General features: G+C 42.7%; 16 protein-coding genes. 8 read left to right on the top strand and 8 right to left on the bottom strand.

Annotated elements, in window-relative coordinates:
• Window positions 1-222: 222 nt before the first annotated feature.
• Window positions 223-2,877: a thrombospondin type 3 repeat-containing protein gene (locus IEW93_RS19220; protein WP_188740851.1), complete on the top strand. Its 2,655-nt coding sequence runs from the start codon at window positions 223-225 to the stop codon at window positions 2,875-2,877.
• Between the two features lie 336 nt (window positions 2,878-3,213).
• Here the strand turns inward: IEW93_RS19220 and cspE are convergent, their stop codons facing one another.
• Window positions 3,214-3,423, bottom strand: a complete 210-nt coding sequence (gene cspE, locus IEW93_RS19215) for a transcription antiterminator/RNA stability regulator CspE (protein ID WP_188740850.1) — start codon at window positions 3,421-3,423, stop codon at window positions 3,214-3,216.
• A 262-nt stretch (window positions 3,424-3,685) separates the two neighbouring features.
• Window positions 3,686-4,117, bottom strand: a complete 432-nt coding sequence (locus tag IEW93_RS19210) for a ribosome recycling factor family protein (protein ID WP_188740855.1) — start codon at window positions 4,115-4,117, stop codon at window positions 3,686-3,688.
• A gap of 170 nt (window positions 4,118-4,287) precedes the next feature.
• On the opposite strand from IEW93_RS19210, the gene trmH reads away from it, so the two are divergent.
• Together trmH and IEW93_RS19200 are read left to right on the top strand one after the other, a co-directional pair.
• Window positions 4,288-4,989 carry a tRNA (guanosine(18)-2'-O)-methyltransferase TrmH gene (gene trmH / locus IEW93_RS19205; protein ID WP_188740849.1) on the top strand — a complete coding sequence of 234 codons (702 nt, stop codon included), beginning with the start codon at window positions 4,288-4,290 and terminating at the stop codon, window positions 4,987-4,989.
• Window positions 4,990-5,069: 80 nt separating this feature from the next.
• Entirely contained in the window at window positions 5,070-5,690 is a 621-nt protein-coding gene (locus IEW93_RS19200) for a protein-disulfide isomerase (RefSeq protein ID WP_188740848.1), read from the top strand.
• A 69-nt stretch (window positions 5,691-5,759) separates the two neighbouring features.
• Here the strand turns inward: IEW93_RS19200 and IEW93_RS19195 are convergent, their stop codons facing one another.
• On the bottom strand, window positions 5,760-6,395 hold the full coding sequence (locus IEW93_RS19195) for a LysE family translocator (RefSeq protein WP_188740854.1): 636 nt from the start codon (window positions 6,393-6,395) through the stop codon (window positions 5,760-5,762).
• A 226-nt stretch (window positions 6,396-6,621) separates the two neighbouring features.
• Complete coding sequence (locus tag IEW93_RS19190; protein ID WP_188740847.1) at window positions 6,622-6,870, bottom strand: DUF3297 family protein; 249 nt, start codon at window positions 6,868-6,870, stop codon at window positions 6,622-6,624.
• Between the two features lie 176 nt (window positions 6,871-7,046).
• Here IEW93_RS19190 and IEW93_RS19185 point away from each other — a divergent pair, with 176 nt between their 5' ends.
• A complete protein-coding gene (locus tag IEW93_RS19185) occupies window positions 7,047-8,240 on the top strand; it encodes a serine hydrolase domain-containing protein (RefSeq protein ID WP_188740846.1) in 1,194 nt (397 codons plus the stop codon).
• A gap of 73 nt (window positions 8,241-8,313) precedes the next feature.
• On the opposite strand, the gene IEW93_RS19180 is transcribed toward IEW93_RS19185, so the two are convergent.
• Entirely contained in the window at window positions 8,314-9,030 is a 717-nt protein-coding gene (locus IEW93_RS19180; protein WP_188740845.1) for a FadR/GntR family transcriptional regulator, read from the bottom strand.
• Window positions 9,031-9,490: 460 nt separating this feature from the next.
• On the opposite strand from IEW93_RS19180, the gene IEW93_RS19175 reads away from it, so the two are divergent.
• The 4 genes from IEW93_RS19175 to IEW93_RS19160 all read left to right on the top strand — a co-directional run bounded on the left by IEW93_RS19175 (window position 9,491) and on the right by IEW93_RS19160 (window position 14,776).
• The gene (locus IEW93_RS19175) at window positions 9,491-11,167 is read left to right on the top strand and encodes an FAD-binding protein (RefSeq protein ID WP_188740844.1); all 1,677 of its coding nucleotides are present in this window, start codon (window positions 9,491-9,493) and stop codon (window positions 11,165-11,167) included.
• A 67-nt stretch (window positions 11,168-11,234) separates the two neighbouring features.
• A complete protein-coding gene (locus IEW93_RS19170; RefSeq protein WP_188740843.1) occupies window positions 11,235-11,591 on the top strand; it encodes a cytochrome c3 family protein in 357 nt (118 codons plus the stop codon).
• Window positions 11,592-11,648: 57 nt separating this feature from the next.
• Window positions 11,649-12,905, top strand: a complete 1,257-nt coding sequence (locus IEW93_RS19165; RefSeq protein ID WP_223419305.1) for an OprD family outer membrane porin — start codon at window positions 11,649-11,651, stop codon at window positions 12,903-12,905.
• A 101-nt stretch (window positions 12,906-13,006) separates the two neighbouring features.
• The gene (locus tag IEW93_RS19160; RefSeq protein WP_223419303.1) at window positions 13,007-14,776 is read left to right on the top strand and encodes a tannase/feruloyl esterase family alpha/beta hydrolase; all 1,770 of its coding nucleotides are present in this window, start codon (window positions 13,007-13,009) and stop codon (window positions 14,774-14,776) included.
• A gap of 105 nt (window positions 14,777-14,881) precedes the next feature.
• Here IEW93_RS19160 and IEW93_RS19155 read toward each other — a convergent pair whose 3' ends face one another.
• The 3 genes from IEW93_RS19155 to IEW93_RS19145 all read right to left on the bottom strand — a co-directional run bounded on the left by IEW93_RS19155 (window position 14,882) and on the right by IEW93_RS19145 (window position 18,573).
• Entirely contained in the window at window positions 14,882-15,304 is a 423-nt protein-coding gene (locus IEW93_RS19155) for a CBS domain-containing protein (RefSeq protein ID WP_188740842.1), read from the bottom strand.
• Window positions 15,305-15,391: 87 nt separating this feature from the next.
• On the bottom strand, window positions 15,392-16,117 hold the full coding sequence (locus IEW93_RS19150; protein ID WP_188740841.1) for a CBM9 family sugar-binding protein: 726 nt from the start codon (window positions 16,115-16,117) through the stop codon (window positions 15,392-15,394).
• 266 nt (window positions 16,118-16,383) lie between these two features.
• Window positions 16,384-18,573, bottom strand: coding sequence for a malate synthase G (locus IEW93_RS19145; RefSeq protein WP_188740840.1), 2,190 nt, complete (start codon window positions 18,571-18,573; stop codon window positions 16,384-16,386).
• Between the last annotated feature and the right edge of the window lie 210 nt (window positions 18,574-18,783).

The raw sequence follows: 18,783 nt of genomic DNA, 5'->3' as shown, positions 1-18,783 counted from the left end.
CTTCGATAAGTTTCAAGTGTTCAAATAAGGACATGGATTAGGTTCAGTAGATTAACATGCCTGATCAGATCATGCCGATACGAAAAAGTTCCCTACTGTTAACAAAGTATGATCCCGCCCTGACTAGCTGACTTAGTTAACATCGAAAAACGCTATACAGGAAAAACCACACCTGCAGCAATTAATTCTGAATCACTGGGTATCGTTTTCGAATACATTGCTATGTTTACTCCCGAGTTATTACCGAGCTTTAACGATGAGGAGGGGCAGTTAGGCTCTAATTGTGCTGAAGGAGGAAAACTCAGCATTTCTGATGGCAAGAATGCTAATGAGAAAGTTATTACGTTTAATAACTGCACCCAAGATGGCATGACAACGAATGGAAATGCGACGGTCAGAGCAAATAAATTTTCTACTGATGGCGTGCTCATCGACAGCACTATTTTTTTTGAAAATGTACAATTTACTAATAATCTAGGCAGCGGCACTCTGGCAGGAACAGCACAAAACATCGAACACAGCACTATTTGCCCTAAAGTCGAATCGATTTATAACTTGCTATTTACTGACACACAAAGTGAAGAACAACTATTATTTTCTAACTTCTCGCATTACCGTACAGGTAGTAAATCCGTACTCTGTAGTTCAAATAATGGTTTTACTGTTAGAGGTAAAATATATGATTCAAGTGCCGGTCTATGGACGATTAGTACAATCACACCATTTCAATTAAAGAGTATGGTCCCTACACTAAAAGAAGCGGGACAATTACTTATAACAGGCAACAATCAAGACAAAGCAAACCTAACAATCAAGTATTATACCGAAACTCGCGATGGCCTTACGTCTAACTTTAGTTTTTACGATATACATCTCAACCCAGAAAGTGATAACCAACACTATATTTTTCTATCCGAATACCTTACAGACAGCATGCTATTGTCATTTGAAGATGATGATAACGATGGTTTAACCAACAATTGGGAGTTAGCATTCGGATTAAATCCAACCAATCCCAATGATGCTTCATTTGATTTAGACAATGACGGCTACAGCAATTTAGAAGAGTATTTACACTACGGCCACCCTAAAAACGCTACAATTAAACCTCGTATTGCAGATATCAGTGTCACGGTTCAACATGAAACGAGTCATTATGGCCAAGACATCGTTGCCACAGCTTTGATTAACAGCAACATTAACTCTGCCATGAGCGCAGAATTTGATGTGATTTATACAACCGAACTCCCAACGACGTTTAATTCAGGTTATTATGAAAACAGCAACTTTTGTCAGGTAGCCGTAAACGGCTTGAGCTTAAGTTGTCATTTTGATGGAATACAACCGGGACAAACCCTAAGACAAGAAGTCCACCTAGAGGCAGATAAACAAATTATTGCCGAAGTAAACAGTACCATTACCGCGTCAATTCAATTCTCAGGGCATGACACAGAATTAGCAAACAACACCGCATCAATACAAATAAGTCGACGTCCAATTGATGTGACTTATCAACTTGTTGACGATAAAGATACCATTTATTCAATGATGCTTGAAAACTCAACTGAAGAAGTCGAGTTTTCATTTACTCAGCAAGAACCCAGCACAGACAGAGTAGAAGGTGTACGTGTTTCACTGGATGTGCCAAGCTTTACCAGCATTAACACAGCACAATGTTACAGTGAAATCACTAATGAATGGTACAACTGTTTATTTAACAATGAGTTAATTTTTAATAACAATCAAACTCACTACATGGTGAAGATGTCGATAGCAGGTCTAAGCCAAGGGCAAGGCAAACTGGGGTTTAACGTTAAAAGTGAAACCACTCAAGACAGTATTATCGGACAAGCACAATTTCCAGTAATCATTGGTAAATCCAGCCAAAGTATTCAACAGCAAATTGACTCTGCCATTGATGGGGCAAGTGTAATGGTACCGGCAGGGATCTATCTTGGTAAGTTAGATTTATCAGAGAAACAAATCATACTTACAGGAGATAACAAAAAATCATATCTTTATCATGACTTTGGTAGTCAAAGCGCAGCGCCTTTTGATCCAAGCATAAAAATCGGGAAGCAAAGTTCAATCGCTAATTTTACCTTAGCAAACCATTTTATCTATGTTGATAAAAGCGGCGGCAATATTTCCAACAATACATTTGATGCAACAAATGTTCATTTAACAGCTGCTCACATCACTAATGCAGGCGAGCTCTATTTCCAACAAAACAAGCTAATTGGCTCATCACTTAATGCAGGGTATGCCAATAGCTACACAAAAGACAGTTACCACTGCCCATCGATACAATCGATTTCCTACGAGGCAGGATCGTCGCAACTGCATATTATCAATAATATTTACTTGGGAAATTTAGTATCAAACCCAAATTTATATTTTGGATGTAACTTTATTGAAGCCACCTCTAAAGTCGAGATCGAAATGAATAATAATACCTTGTTAGGTTTGGGTACAGCACTCAAACTAAGCTATGGTGATACACAAGAGCTAACTTATATTATCGAAGCAAATAACAATATTGTTTCACAATCTAGGCTATTCATTAGTAATACTGACTATACCGGCTTTTACTATCAGCTCAGTGAAGAGACTAACATTACCCTGGCCAACAATGTGCTCTATGACATTGCAACTTTGTATGAAAACCTATTTGATATCGAAGTGGAAGTAGGCACAATAACCGCAGACCCATTATTAGATGCAACAGGTTATCCATTAAGTAACTCCCCAGTGATAGATGCTGGTATTGCCTCTTCACTAATCAACGATTTTTATGGTTTACCAAGACCAATCGATGGTGATAATAATGGTTCAAAAGTAATCGATATAGGTGCTGTCGAATACAATACTAATTAATAAAACCAATCAGGATAAATAAGTGATCAGAGATTGCGTAGAAACAACCGTTTAGAAAAAGCCAGAAATTGCAGCGAGCGAGTTGTTCTACCTTCAACATTTCTAACGCAGTTAAAAGCGATTTAATGATCACATTCTTGTGCTGATTGGTGTAAGTTAATAGAACAGAGGCCATCTTTAACACGATTGGCCTTTTCTATTGCAACCCGATATGCAGAGTAGACCAATAAAAACCATATTGGCATCAATATTTGTCAAAAAGAAACAAGCCAAAATACAGGCAAAAAAAAGCGCAAACAGTCGCTAGACTATTTGCGCTATCTTACAAAGTAAGTCTTACATAGCTACTACGTTAGCAGCTTGTGGGCCTTTTTGGCCTTGCTCAACTTCGAAAGATACTTTTTGGCCTTCAGCTAAAGTTTTGAAACCTTCTGAAGTGATTGAACGGAAGTGAACGAACACGTCAGCGCCGCCGTTATCAGGAGTGATAAAACCAAAACCTTTATCTTCGTTAAACCATTTTACTAAACCAGTAGTTTTAGACATGTTGTGTCCCTTATAAATTTAAATTAATCAATCTGTCGCGAAAATGCGATGCGCTCAAGTTTGAATTATTGAATGGCACGATGAAGCTAAGGGAAACACAGAGGATAACAACGAAAACGCAGAGATTCTAAGGCTTTTCTTTTACTTGATGTTCATTAATAACTCTGAATGTCAGAGCGAAGATGATATTACATGAGTTTTAAATATTGTAAAGCATTTCTTTAATCGACTCAGATAAATACTTTAACGGCTCAGTTTAGGCTTACCTTATTGTTGACATAAAACCACCAAGCGCTGACAAAAAATGACTACACGTCGGCATAAAACGCGCAATACGCGCTTGCGCCTGCGTGCATTGCGTCGCTTGCATCAGCTCCCCTAAAGTGATCCCTGGGTTTTGATTAATTAACCGCAACAATTTGGCATCGAGCGGCTCTAACTTATCGCTGTGATGACTCAATGCTGTCTGAATTTTTTTAGTTAAATAGAGTAAACCATCATCATTTAACGCTTGCAAACACACCACAAAAGCCTGAATGCTCATAGCCTCACCCCCTAACACCCAATGACGAGAACGACGAACACGTTTAAGGCCACACTGGTATTGCTGCGCAATCGCTTTGGCTTGTTTGGTTTTTTCGCCACCAATACGATGAATTAACGAGGGTAAATTGATTGTAATCTCACTGGCTATACCACTCAACACTCCCCTCCTTCTGTCGAAAACACCTGACACCATTAAAAACAAACTTCTTATACACCCATACACATATCATTGCCAAACTAAGCCTATTTATGCGTTATAATGCCGCTCAACATAATGCACAGCCTAAGTGTGATTGAACAAATACAACGAGTTACGCCATGAGCCCAGAACGTTTTGCCCGCATAAACCAAATGCTTGATAACCGCCAAGTCGACCTCACTATCTGTCTTGATAAAGTACACATGACCAACAACATCGCCGCGGTGATTCGTTCGGCTGATTGTGTCGGCATTCATCAAATTCATGCGGTATGGCCCGACATCGAAATGCGAGTATCGGGTAATACCGCCTCAGGCAGCCAACAATGGGTGAGTACGATTAAGCATTATACTTTTGCAGAGGCGCATCAAGCCTTTAAAGCGCAAAACATGCAAATACTCACCACCACGTTTTCAGACACCGCGGTTGATTTTCGCGACATAGACTACACCCAGCCTACCGTGATTGTGATGGGTAATGAGCGTGATGGCGTGAGTGATGAAGCCATTGCTGCAGCAGATAAACACATTATTATCCCTATGCGCGGTATGGTGCAATCGCTCAATGTTTCGGTAGCTTCAGCTTTAGTGATGTACGAAGCCCAGCGGCAACGCGAACAAGCTAATATGTACGGCACCCGTAAGCTTGATTATGCCTATTGCCAAAAAATGCTGTTTGAACAAGGCCATCCGGTTTATGCCAAAGCGTGTCGTCGCAAGCAAATCCCCTACCCAACCATTGATGACCAAGGCCAAATAGTTGCCGACAAAGACTGGTGGGACAGAATGCGCGCCCCCGACCCACAAGCATTAACGATATAAACGACTTATCGCCAATGATTGAATGTTGGCATTAAACTCATTAGGATCGCTACATCTACACGCCAACAAGAATCAACACCATGACCACTGAGCTTTACTTTATCTTTGACTCGCACTGCCCTTGGAGCTACGCCACTACGCCATTAGTCAACGCATTGCAGAATGCTTACCCAAATATGACAGTGCACTTATTACATTGCGCACATTACATTGGCAGCGACAGCGCAGGCGAAGAACAAATACAAGCAGCGGCAAAGGCCAGTGGAGTCAAATTTGGCCGTGAGCATACTCGCTATGCAAATAGCCCTAAAAACTCAATAAAAACGGCTAACCTATTAGCCTGGATGCAAGACAAACAAGCTAACAAACAATTGCCATTACTCAATGCATTACAAACGGCACATTTTGTTGAAGGCAACCCATTTAGCAACAAACACGACTTTAATGCCATTGTAGAACAGTTCAAATTATCGCCAAACAATAAAGTGTTTAGAGACGAATTAACTACCGACGCAGAAAACATTTTAGAAGGCATAGCAGAAATTCAACAAGTGATTGGCACAACCAGCTTTCCAGCACTGATAATGACAGTTAACGATAACGCCATTTTTATCGACCACTCCAAATACCTCAAAAAACCGCAAGAGGTCGTTGCAGCCGTTGAAAAAGAAATCGCAGCGATTAAGCAAGCAAAACATTAACCTGTATTGCTGCAAACAAAAAAACCACGGTTATTAGCCGTGGTTTTTATGTATTGCTCGCCTCAACATTTAACTTTGCACTTGCGAGGCCAATATCCAAATCGCTAAGGTAAAAAACACCAACCCCATAAATTTATTTTGATAAGCACGAAATTTTTCACTGTTTAATAATGGTTTACCCAAAATCCCCACCAAGGCCACCAGCAATAAGTTAAACGCTAAACCCATTACATTGAGCAATAAGCCTAACGCTAACATTTGCTCACCAGAGCTGGCACTCAATTGAGTTGACACAAATTGCGGTAAAAACAACACGAAAAAGATCAACGCTTTCGGGTTCAGTAAATTGCTCATTACCGCACGGCGATACAACAGTTTTGCCAGGTTATGTTGCGCAGCAATTTCAGGCGCATCAACCGAATCACTGCGGATACAATCCCACGCCATTTTAAGTAAGTAAGCACCACCTAAAACTCGCAATAACTCTAATGCCATTGGGTTCATGGCCACCAACGCCGACACGCCCATAGCAGCAAGCAAGGTTAAAATAAGGCCAGAGGTTGCATTACCAAAGCTGGCATAAACACCCACTTTGCGGCCATAGCTTAAACTCGAACTGGCAATCAGCAACATATCCGGGCCAGGAATTAACAGTAACGCCACAACAGTCGTTAAATATAAAGGCAGTAATGCCAAATCAATCATCATAAATACACAAATAAGCAGCTAAAACACGGCGCGGATTCTACAGCCATTGAACATGAATGAAAGTCATGATGGCAGCCCTTAGGCTTTTAAAGGTGAATAACACTGGCAGGGATTGTTTACGGATAAAGCTTATCGCACAAACATCAAGCAAAACCTAAATAAATCAAAACAATAAAAAAGGCTAACCCATCTGGCTAGCCTTGTTTGTTAACACCTAAAGCGCTTACTTATAAAACGCTTCAATCGTACCTTTAACCGTCATTGTAAGCGGTTGGCCGCGACGGTCTAATGCTTTACCCGCAGGCACTTTAACCCAACCTTCACTGATGCAATATTCTTCAACATCAAAGCGCTCTTTACCATTTACTTTAATGCCAATATCAAATTCAAAAATCTCGGCAATATGGTGCTTGCTGCGTGGATTAACGCTTAAGCGATCAGGTAAAGCAGGTTTAGCAGTCGTGTCGTTCATAGTGATATTCTGTAATTAATAAAACGTGCGTTATTGTAGGCAATAGCAGCACGATGCTCAATAGCGGCGATCATAAATGTGAACCGCTTTGGAGCTACTACAAGGTTAAACGCGATAACTGTTTGATTTATAGTCACGATAGCTTTAGGTTACTATAAAGCAATTAGGAGGAATTCATGTCGACGTTGTCAAAATACATTAAGGGGACGGTATTAGCGATAGTCACTATTACAGTGATTGTTGTAGCGCTCAATTGGCAAAGCGCTAACCGCTTATACAGCGTCATTAGCCTGTTTGACGAAGCACTCATCGTGAATAACTTTTCTCATATGAAGGATGTGTTTTTCAACAAAAAAATCGTTGCGCAGGGCCAACCATCTCCATTTGCAACAAACCCAACTCCCTTACCAAGCTCCTTTAATTATAGAAATAACACCACCAGTACCGAATCATTTCTCACTCGCAGGGCTACTACCGCATTACTGGTACTCAAAGACAACAAAATCACCTTTGAGCAATATTATCTAGGCACCCAAAGTGACGACCAACGTATCTCATGGTCAATGGCCAAATCATTTGTGTCTATCTTGTTTGGTATGCAAGTCGATGCTGGCAACATAGACATTGAAAAAACCGTCGGCTTTTACTTGCCAGAACTTGCTAACTCCGGTTATGGCAATGTCAAAATTAAGCACGTGTTACAAATGTCATCAGGAGTTAAGTGGAACGAAGACTACCTGGATTTTTACTCAGACATAAACAAAATGGGCCGGGTCCTCGCTATCGGCGGCTCGTTAGATCACATGACCAGTGAGTTGGTTAATGAGTCACCCCCAGGCAAAGTCTTTCATTATGTCAGCATGGACACCCATGTGATTAGCATGATCCTCAGGCGTGTAAGCGGACAATCGTTAGTTGAACTCATTCAACAAAATCTGTGGAATACCATCGGCATGGAAAGCGATGCATTTTGGCTCACCGATTCCCAAGGTGCTGAGTTTGCTTTAGGTGGCTTAAATGTAACCACTCGCGACTATGCCCGCTTTGGCCGCTTATTGCTTAATAATGGTGAGTTTAACGGCAAGCAAATCGTCTCTGCACAATGGATAAAAGCCGCCACCACGCCACAAGCCGAATACCTTAAACCACAAGCCGATAAGTTAGGTTACGGCTACCAAATTTGGTTACCGCCACAAGCACAGCAAGGCGAGTTCTTTTGTGTTGGCGTATACGGGCAATACATTTACGTAAACCAACAACACAATGTGGTGATTGTAAAAAACAGCGCCGATTTAGGCTTTCTTGATGCGTTAAATTCAAAACACGAAACCATCGCCTTTTTCCGCGAAATTGTGGCGTCATTGGAGTAATGAACATCAACTAAATACCCCTCAACGGGCAGCTGTGCAAAACTCAATTAACATTACCACTAAGCAGTTATACTTATTGGTTTTCTCTAAATTCAGCTTCAATATTTTCAAGCAAAGTTAAAAATGTGAGCAAATGCTCTCTCATCGCTTTTTCAGCCGCCTTTTCATCACCAGCGATAACGGCATCGATAATTGAGTTATGCATTCCCGCTGGGTGAATTTTATCTGTGTCGGGTTGAAACTTACTGGTAATAGAGCCCACCAACTGAATCAGTGATTTATCAATAGCCGTTAAAAAGCGGTTATTACACATATCAGCTAACAGATAATGAACCTGGCTTCTTAATTTAATGGTTTGAGGATATTGCAGCGTTAAACTCTCATTATCATTCGCCTCGAGCAATAATTTAGCATGCTCAGGAGTACAGTGTTTTGCCGCAAGACCAGCAACAATGGGTTCAATATGTAAACGCGCTTGGCAGATTTCATTGAATGACATTTTTCCTAAAAAAAACAAATCATTACAATCAGAGCTCAACCGTTCAAATGTCATTTCTTTTACAAAAGCACCGCCAGTAGCCCCTTGTTTAATCACCACAAGCCCGCGTGCCTCTAATGATTTTATCGCTTCTCTAACAACGGTGCGACTCACGGCAAATGTCTCGATCAACTCACGCTCTGAAGGCAGTTTATCACCCGCAGAAAAACGCCCTGAGAAAATAGCTTCTCTAAGCTGATTAAAAACTTCATCAGATGCCTTTATCTGTTTGATTGGTTTGAAGTTATTCAAATTACGTCCTTACACTGCATTATCATCCGATTGTAACACAGCGCTATCACCAAAGAGTACTACTGTTAAACCTAAAGCGGTAAATATAACCCCCCTTTAAAAAACAATAGATTAAATAACTTCGCAACCATCTTTACTCCATCACCAACTCCTGCTAGGAGCCCTACTGTTTCACAAACTGCTTAATTAAGCAGCAAGTCACAAAATAATTAATTTTGCGTATAGCAGCAAAAATTTAACAACTAACTCTTATTGCGAAATGTTATATGTCATACATTTAACATATCGGAGGTGGAGAGTAAAAATTAGTCATGACTAATAACAAATGCTTTATCTACTTTTTGAACAAACCTACTTAAGTCAGTAGAAAACAGTCGTTCTAAGCGGTTATGACCGGGTTCTATATCAAAGTCTTGATGACGGATCTGCCTCGAGCCGTGAGGGGTAAAGGAGTTTTAAAATGAGTAAAAATGATTCAAACAAGTCGAATGAAATCGACCAATATACCCGCAATGTCCTGCAAAATGGGATTTCACGACGCAGTTTTTTAACTCGTGCCGCTATGGGTACTGGCGCCGTCGCTTTTACAGGTCTTACTGGCAGCATGGCCACAGCCTCAACAGATGATTGCGTTAAAACGGCCAAGAGCTCAGATGGTGGTGCAACGCTCGAATTCATGCCAAAACCGAAACCAATTTCTGACAGAGATATTGTTTCAACTCAAACATTTGATGTCGTTGTTGTTGGTGCAGGTGCATCTGGTGTACCCGCTGCGTTATCTGCTGCTGAAAACGGCGCCAAAGTAGCGGTATTACAAAAGCAAGCCATTGTGGTTTCGCAAGGTAATACAGGATCTGGCATCGATTTAGCCAACAGTGACAAAGCCGCAGTAGAAGCCATGGTAAACCGCTTAATGGGCGACAGTGCCCACCGCTGTCACCCTGAACTCGTGAGAGAATGGGCATACAACTCTGGTGAAGCCGTGTCATGGGTGATCGACCGCGCTAAAAAAGGTGGCGCACAAATCGTTGACCAAGGCACTAAAGTGCAACATGGCATTCATGGAGTTACCGAACATAAACTTAACTTTGTTACCTCATATTGTGGACCTAAGCCTTACACCACAGGTGACGGCATGCGTGCTTTAGCTAAAGTGGCAGAAAAAGCTGGGGTTAAATTCTTCTTCAACATGCCAGCTCAGCAACTTGTTCAAGATGACTCAGGCAAAGTGATTGGGGTTATCGCCCAAGACCGTGACGGTAAATACCACAAATACATGGCCAAAAAAGGCGTGATTTTGTCTTCAGGTGATTACCAAAACAACGAAGCAATGTGTAACTTCTTCATCCCTGATTTGAAAAACTTTGAACGTAAACAAATGGATCGTACCGGTGACGGTTTCTCAATGGCATATTGGGCAGGCGGCGTTATCGAACCAATTGGCCACACCAAAATGCTCCATGACTTTGATGCAGGCCCTGCGTCAATGTGTGATATGCCGTTCCTTGCCGTCAACCGCAAAGGTGAGCGCTTCGTCAATGAAACCGTTGCTATGTCACTGATGAACAACTACCTACGTGATGAAGAAAATGCCGGTCACTACTCGCAAGTCTTCGACGCGAACTACATGGAACAAGCAGCCAACTGGCCAGGCAAACTCTACTCGCCTGAGCAGATGAAAATCTACATGCCAGAAGATCCATCACCAAAAATTGGCGTTTACGAGTCTCAAATTAATACCTACTCAGCCAATACCTTAGAAGAGCTCGCAGTCAAACTTGAATGCGACCCTAAAACCTTCGTTGCCAATGTGAAGCGCTACAACGATCTGTGCAAAACCGGCAAAGATGATGATTTTGGTAAGCCTTCAGCAAAAATGCTGCCAGTGGTAAAAGCACCTTTTTACGGCATTCATCGCCGCATGCGCATCTCAACCTTGTGTTCAGGCATGCTCGTGGACAAAAACCATCAAGCACTGGATGCAGACGGCAACAAAATTGGCGGTTTATTTGTTATCGGTAACCTTGGCGGTGGCTTCTATGGCGGTGTCGACTACCCACTCACCGTATTCGGTTTGTCATTAGGACGTTGCTACACATTTGGCTACTTAGCAGGTAAGTACGTCGCTAAATTATAAAACCAAAAAACAAATAAATGGCTGCCAAACCTTTGGCACCTTTTAAACAGAATGATGGAATAACATTATGAAAAAATTAACACTGCGCAACATCATGCTTTGTCTTGCATTGAGCTTTTTTGCAAGCAGTACAATGGCTGAAACACCCGCATTACTCGACCAAACCCATGCAGCTAAAGGGCTCAAATGTGCCAGCTGCCATGGTAACGCCGAACATCGCGAAGCGGTCACTATGACCAAATGCATCAAATGTCATAACACCGAAAAGTTGGCTAAAAAAACCAAAGATGTAAAACCAACAAACCCACATGAAAACCGCCACTTTGGCACCGAAACCGACTGTGCGAAATGCCACAACGTACACAAGAAGTCTGAAAACTACTGCGGTAGTTGTCATCTTCGTTTTGACTTTGTCGTTCCGTAAATAGTTCACGCTTGCCGATATTTAGACCATAACAAGTAAATACGAAACAGGATGAGAATGATGAATATTAAAACTAAATTACTGCCGCTAGTCGTAGCATGTCTAGCCGCCAGCCCAGCTTTTGCCTCTGAGCCTATGGCAAACATATTTAATGATGGCAGCTTAAAAGGTCAATTCCAACTTTTTGATTTTCAACGTAACTTTGATGGTGATAGCACAGATAGACAAGACACCTCTTTCGGTGGTTTATTCTACCTGCGTTCAGGTGAAGCCAATGGCATCAGTTTTGGCGGATCATTTGCGTCAGCAAACCCAATATGGGAGTCAAACAACGATGGCCTTTACGGTCTTGTGGGTGGTGGGGCACCTGGCTCAGTTGTCGAGCGTACCGCTGTTAACCGTTTACAAGAGTACTTTGTCAGCGGCAATTGGTACGACACACAAATCGTGGTAGGTGCACAAGAGTTACGTACCCCAATGATGAACCCATTCCCATTACGCGCAATTCCGTTCACCTATCGTGGTGCTAGTATTAAAAATACCTCGATAGAAAACGTCGCAATATCAGCACTGTACATTACCGATTACATGGGCTGGACAGACGAAGAGTTTAATAATGTATCAAGCGGGATCCGCAGTGAGTTTGCTCGTAAAGGTGTTATTGTCGATGTTGAAGATAACCCAATTTATGCCCTAGGCTTAGACTACAACCTGCCAATTGATTCAGTAAAAGCCAAAACAAGTCTGTGGTACTACACCATGGAAGACGTATATAACCAGTACCATGTAAAACTCGATGTCAGTGGCGAAATGGGCGCGGCTAATTGGTACTTTATACCGTCTTATCTTAAACAAGACTCAACAGGCGAACTCGACCAAAGTGCTGCGCAATTTGACACCTACCAGGCTGGATTCCACCTTGGCATGAGATGGAACGGATTTGATGCCACAGTAAAATATGTCACCACAGGTGACGGCGACGTAGTTGCGCCATTTGGCGATGAAAAAGTCATCATCCAACAAGTGGTTCAATCAGCACGCGCTAACGAAGATGGCTACGGCTTACAGCTTGCTTATCAATTTGCACCAGATTCTGCATTAAGTGGCGTTAGCACTTATGTTAACTGGGCAAACTATGAAATTGATGGCGACTCGAGCCAAGACATCGACGAAACCGACTTTTCAGTGGTGTACGATCTAGCCAAATATGTTGACGGTTTAAGCGTACGCGCACGTCATGCCATTGTGAACTACTCAACAGGTGACGACTTAACCGATACGCGTTTCTACGTTTACTACAAGTTCGCAATTTAATCTTCGTAACAAAAGCTTACGCAGCTTTCATTAAGTAAAGGGCCACCGCTCCCGGCCCTTTTACTTTTTGATTGACTCTCAATTCGCAAAAAGGATTTCCCGTGAAACTTAATACAATAGCCGCCTCTATTGCCATGACGCTTGCGCTAACAGGCTGTGATAGTGACGAAAAAGACACAAGCCTACCCATTTTAACCGCCGCCCAACCTGCCACATTAATAAACTGCACATCGCTAGTTGATGCTTTTAACTTTGACGACACTGAAATCACCTCAGCGTTGATGGTCGATGCTGGTGAGATTAACTACGATGATCGTGGTGAGATGTTTAAATCACCCGCCCACTGTGTACTAACCGGAAAAATGGAACAGCGTTTAGGCAAAGGACTACAAGGCAGTGAAACTCAAGAGTATGCCATCGGTTTTGAAATGCGCATGCCAACCGATTGGAATGGACGCTTTCTCTACCAAGCTAATGGCGGCTTAGACGGCCGAGTAAACAAGGCCGTTGGCCGCTTCATGAATACGGTTGATTATAATGCAAGCGCACTGAATAAAGGCTTTGCCGTAATAAGCTCCGATGCTGGTCACGAAGGGTACGGCGAGCAATATTTCGGGCTCGATCATCAAGCACGCATTAATTATGGCTACGGTGCGGTTGAAAAACTCACCCCAATGGCAAAAGCTTTGATCAACGACGCTTATGGCAAACAACCCGACCGTTCTTACTTTGCTGGTTGCTCTAACGGTGGCCGCCACACTATGGTTGCTGCAACACGCTTTCCTGAGATGTACGACGGCTATTTAGTTGGCAACCCAGGCAATGACTTGCCTCAAGCCGCTGTTGCACAATTATATGGTGTACAGCAATTTGCAAACTTAATTCCTGCTAATACACCTTTAACAACTGCCAATGAAATTAATGCCGCCATAGTCAGCACTGTCACCGCGCAAGAATATACATTATTAGCTAATAGTGTCAGCGAGCAATGTGACGCTTTAGATGGCGCAGCAGACGGGATGATTAACGACCTTGTTGGCTGTCAGCTTGCATTTGATATTGACAGTGACGTGCCACTTTGTACCGCTGAGCGTGATGGAACCTGTTTAACTGCCGAGCAAAAACAAACGCTAGGTAATATTATGGCAGGACCACAAACCTCAGCTGGCGCAGCACTTTATACAAGCTTCCCTTACGATTTGGGCATAGGTGCCAGTGGTTGGGCAAGTTGGGAAATGTCAGCCGCCTTTAGCCGCGATGCAGGCACAGTAGCAACAGTGTTTTCAACACCTCCCGTTGAATTTACCGACTACAACACCCGTGGCGATGCTGGGTTAATTGAAGCCTACAACTACGCTGTGAACTTGAACTTAGATGAAGCCCAAGCCGCAATCAATGCAACGACCAGTGAGTTCCCTGAATCATCAATGTCATTTATGGCCTTAGGTGGTGAAACGGACTATGACGTATTACGTGAACGTGGCGCCAAAATGATCTTAGTGCATGGTACTGCCGACCCAGTATTCTCTGTGCAAAATACCATTGACTGGTACAAAGCTGTTGATGAAGCTAATGCGGGTAATGCTGATGAATTTGCCAAGCTATACCTTATTCCAGGCATGAATCACTGCGGTAATGGCCCAGCAACCGATCAAGTCAATACGATTTTAGATGACATCGTGGCTTGGGTAGAAACAGGCACCGCACCTGAAGCCATCACCGCCAATGCGCGCGAAGCCAATACTGAGCTGCCAGACAATTGGACTAAAGACCGCTCTCGCCCATTGTGTCCATTCCCACAAATAGCCACATACAATGGTTCAGGAGACATAGAACTCGCAGAAAGCTTTAGCTGTGTGGCCCCAGAGTAATTCCCCCAAGAAAATTACCCTCGCTCCACGACACAAAATGGGTTGCCATATTCGGCAACCCATTTTTTATCCAATAAACATCATCAAGTTAAAGCTAGCAAGCGTTTATGGTTGTAATAGCAAACGCTGGCACAGTTTGACAAAATCAGACGATGTTACAATCCCTAATACCTTATTGTGTTCATCGACCACAGGTAAGCAACCCAGCTTATTATCTATAAAATATTGTACAACAATGGTTAACGGCTCATCTAAACCAAGCTTTTGCACTTGGGTATCCATCACCTGTGCAATGGGCGTATAACGCTCGCGTCGTTCTAACGCCCCTTGGCCATATTTGTTGAGCATGGTAAGCACAGTCGCAATCATCTTTTTGTGGGTGAGCATCCCCATTAACTCTCCGCTAGTTTCTGAAATCACCGGCAAATGGCGCACATTGCGGGTTTGCATCAACAAATGCGCATCTTTAAGGCTAGCCTCATGACTAATACAAAAAGGATTGGGGGTCATGATATCGCTCACTTTCATGGTATTACTCCTATGCCTATTGATGATTAAAGATTAGCCAAACTACAAATAAATACCAGAAACCATGGTCTTAGAAACAAAACGAAACTAGCGTTTAAGGGTAATACGGCCAAACACATTGGCGTCGATAAAGCCTCTGTTTTTGTCTCCGTTAACTGGGGTTATCTCATGAGACCCCATAAAATGCTCTCTTACTGGGCTGCCATCGTTGTCGCAATAGGCGAGCATAAAACCGATGATTTTATTTGGCGTGAGCAATAAAGGCTTGTCTTCCTGGCCTTCTTTAAAGTCATTAGGATACAGCTTAATCGCTACCTCCCAAATCACATTAAAAGGCGCCTCACTACTTCGCTGCCACCGACTATTTACATGCGAGGTATACAGGTGAGCTTGTTTGTCTGGGCCGTAATCTGCCGCCTGATTGTCTAAGCCAATATGGTACGCAAATGCACTGTGGTTAAACTGATGATTGCCGCCTGAGGCATCACTATCAATAAACACCTCTAAGGTGTCATCATCCCAATAATTCACCGTTGGGTCGGCATGGGTGTCAATCAATACATCGTCGGTAATTTCAGCTTGTAGATACAAATAATGCTCATCCCACAGTAACCTATATTTACCGCTAAAATCACTCGCAGAATCAGGCAATACTCCATCCATTAAATACGGCATAGTCTGCCACTTAGCTTGCTGCCATGCAGGGTCAACAACACCATCAATCTTGATAGGCGTCGCAGTATAGTTAACGTCCATAGCGAACAGCGACTGGCTACTAAACAGTAATCCCAAAGCAAGTAACGAATATTTCATAAGGCTCTCTATTGATCGATTTGAGACAGATTGGCTTAAACAGATATAGAACGCAATCATAAATCAGACCCACGCTTAAAAGCTCTGCATCAAGAGCCTGAGTTACACGGGCCCGACAATCTTGCCCAACAACCTGGTCGGTACATCGCAGGCTAGCTTTACTCTAATACCACTGAGACATGACCACAAAAAAGCCCTAATCTTTGCCAGATCAGAGCTTATTTATTTAGCCTACATAAACTCAGAGCAAGTGTTAACGCTAAAGACTAACCTGCTTTAGCTTGAATTCGATAAGCATGTAGCAAAGGTTCTGTGTAACCAGAAGGCTGGGATTTGCCTTTAAAAATCAAGTCGCATGCCGCTTTAAAGGCGATGCCGTCAAAATTAGGCGCCATATTAGTGTACAGCGGATCACCTGCATTTTGAGTATCGACCACCGCAGCCATTTTTTTCAACGCCGCCATTACTTGTGCTTCACTGCAAATGCCATGCTCAAGCCAATTAGTTAAATATTGCGATGAAATTCTCAAGGTTGCTCTGTCTTCCATCAAGCCGACATTATTAATATCAGGCACTTTTGAACACCCCACGCCTTGATCAATCCAGCGCACTACATACCCTAAAATACCCTGGGCATTATTTTCGAGTTCAAAAGCAATTTGCTCATTGGTGAGTGTTACCCCTTCAGCAAGTAAAGGAATGGTTAACAAACTGTCAATGCTAGCACGTGGGCGTTGTTTAATTTGTTGCTGAACATCTGCCACATTAATTTGATGATAATGAATAGAATGCAGCACGGCACCATTTGGCGACGGCACCCACGCTGTGTTTGCGCCCGCTTTAGGGTGAGCCGATTTTTGTTCAAGCATCGCTGCCATTTCATCTGGCATTGGCCACATGCCTTTACCGATTTGAGCACGACCTTGTAAGCCACATTCAAGCCCAATATCGACATTCCAATCTTCGTAAGCACTAATCCATTTTTGCTGCTTCATTACCGATTTAGGCACAAACGGGCCCGCTAGCATGGAGGTATGCAGCTCATCTCCTGTACGATCAAGAAAGCCTGTATTAATAAACACGACGCGATCTTTGGCAGCCCTAATGCACTCTTTTAAATTCAGTGTCGTTCTGCGCTCTTCATCCATAATGCCGACTTTAATAGTATTACGCGCCAGCTTGAGCGCATCTTCTATCTTAGCAAACAGGTCACAGGTAAATTGCACTTCTTCAGGGCCATGCATTTTGGGTTTTACAATATTCACCGAACCTTTGCGGCTATTACTACGGCCATTATTGTTACCTTTAAGGTCGTGCATCGCAGCAAGCACAGTGAGCATGCCATCTAGTATTCCTTCAGGCACTTGGTTGCCATTTTTATCCAACACAGCATCAATGGTCATCAAGTGGCCCACATTACGCACAAATAGCAAACTTCTACCGGGTAACGTCACTGTTTCTATATCTGCACTCTGGTTAGCATTAGCAGCGGTATAGACGCGATCATCGTTGAGCTCTCTTACAATCTCTTTGCCATTTTTAGTCAACGAGGCAGATAAGTTACCTTGCATCAAACCTAACCAATTGCGATAAACTTCAACCTTGTCTTCAGCATCCACTGCAGCGACAGAATCCTCACAGTCCATAATGGTGGTCACTGCGGCTTCAACCAGCAGGTCTTTAACACCAGCGCGATCGCTGCCACCAATAACACTGCTTGGATCTATTTGGATTTCGATATGCAGACCATTGTTAACTAACAAAATAGCACTTGGTGCATCGGCACTACCTTGGTAACCCACACACTTATCGGTTTGGGCTAAAGTTGTAGTCGAGCCGTCAGTTAATTGCATCCGCAACACACCCGCGTCGATGTAATAACGAGTCACATCAGCATGGCTACCTTTTGCTAAGGGCGCAGCGGTATCTAGGTGTTGTTTGGCAAATGCGATAACTTTATTACCGCGTACTGGGTTGTACTGTTTAGTTTGCTCCGCGCCATCTTCTTCAGATATCGCGTCAGTGCCATACAGTGCATCATACAAGCTGCCCCAACGAGCATTAGCAGCGTTAAGCGCAAAGCGAGCATTTTTTACCGGCACCACCAATTGTGGCCCCGCTTGCGCGGCAATTTCATGGTCGACATTTTCAGTGCTAATTTGAAAAGCCTCACCCTCAGGCACCAGGTAACCTATTTCAAATAAAAAAGCTTTATATTTTGCTGGGTCAAAATCTTTGCTGGGATGGTCAATATGCCATTGATCTATTTGCTGTTGTAGTTGTTGTCTTTTTTCTAACAGCTTCGCATTAACGGGAGAAAATTCATTAACAATGCCCTCAAATTTTGCCCAGAAGGTTGCTGAATCAATGCCAGTACCTGGGCAAATTTCACTATCAACCAATTGCCACAACTCTTGTGCTATGTGTAATCCACCTACTTGAATACGTGCTGTCATGTAATATCCCTACCTTATTTTCTGTGCGTTGACCGTAAACTTAGCCTTAAATCATTAGCTATAAATCACAAGCGCAAACTCATTCCACTGTTAACAGCTTACTCTTCATACGCGGTAATTCTTTACTCTATATCAAAGTTATCTCATTTATCCAATTTATGCTTATTATCATCACTATTCACCAAGAATATGGCTAAATGGTGTTTTTTG

This window comes from Shewanella inventionis (genome assembly GCF_014641855.1).
In the GTDB taxonomy this organism is placed as follows: Bacteria; Pseudomonadota; Gammaproteobacteria; order Enterobacterales; family Shewanellaceae; genus Shewanella; species Shewanella inventionis.
Note: the sequence above shows the minus strand (reverse complement) of the source record. Positions and strands in the feature narration are given on the sequence as shown.

What these genes read in the sequence shown, in the direction of transcription:
- IEW93_RS19220 (WP_188740851.1), top strand. Translation starts at nt 223, where the DNA reads ATGTTTACTCCCGAGTTATTACCGAGCTTTAACGATGAGGAGGGGCAG.
- cspE (WP_188740850.1), bottom strand. Translation starts at nt 3,423, where the DNA reads ATGTCTAAAACTACTGGTTTAGTAAAATGGTTTAACGAAGATAAAGGT.
- trmH (WP_188740849.1), top strand. Translation starts at nt 4,288, where the DNA reads ATGAGCCCAGAACGTTTTGCCCGCATAAACCAAATGCTTGATAACCGC.
- IEW93_RS19200 (WP_188740848.1), top strand. Translation starts at nt 5,070, where the DNA reads ATGACCACTGAGCTTTACTTTATCTTTGACTCGCACTGCCCTTGGAGC.
- IEW93_RS19195 (WP_188740854.1), bottom strand. Translation starts at nt 6,395, where the DNA reads ATGATTGATTTGGCATTACTGCCTTTATATTTAACGACTGTTGTGGCG.
- IEW93_RS19190 (WP_188740847.1), bottom strand. Translation starts at nt 6,870, where the DNA reads ATGAACGACACGACTGCTAAACCTGCTTTACCTGATCGCTTAAGCGTT.
- IEW93_RS19185 (WP_188740846.1), top strand. Translation starts at nt 7,047, where the DNA reads ATGTCGACGTTGTCAAAATACATTAAGGGGACGGTATTAGCGATAGTC.
- IEW93_RS19175 (WP_188740844.1), top strand. Translation starts at nt 9,491, where the DNA reads ATGAGTAAAAATGATTCAAACAAGTCGAATGAAATCGACCAATATACC.
- IEW93_RS19170 (WP_188740843.1), top strand. Translation starts at nt 11,235, where the DNA reads ATGAAAAAATTAACACTGCGCAACATCATGCTTTGTCTTGCATTGAGC.
- IEW93_RS19165 (WP_223419305.1), top strand. Translation starts at nt 11,649, where the DNA reads ATGATGAATATTAAAACTAAATTACTGCCGCTAGTCGTAGCATGTCTA.
- IEW93_RS19155 (WP_188740842.1), bottom strand. Translation starts at nt 15,304, where the DNA reads ATGAAAGTGAGCGATATCATGACCCCCAATCCTTTTTGTATTAGTCAT.
- IEW93_RS19150 (WP_188740841.1), bottom strand. Translation starts at nt 16,117, where the DNA reads ATGAAATATTCGTTACTTGCTTTGGGATTACTGTTTAGTAGCCAGTCG.
- IEW93_RS19145 (WP_188740840.1), bottom strand. Translation starts at nt 18,573, where the DNA reads ATGACAGCACGTATTCAAGTAGGTGGATTACACATAGCACAAGAGTTG.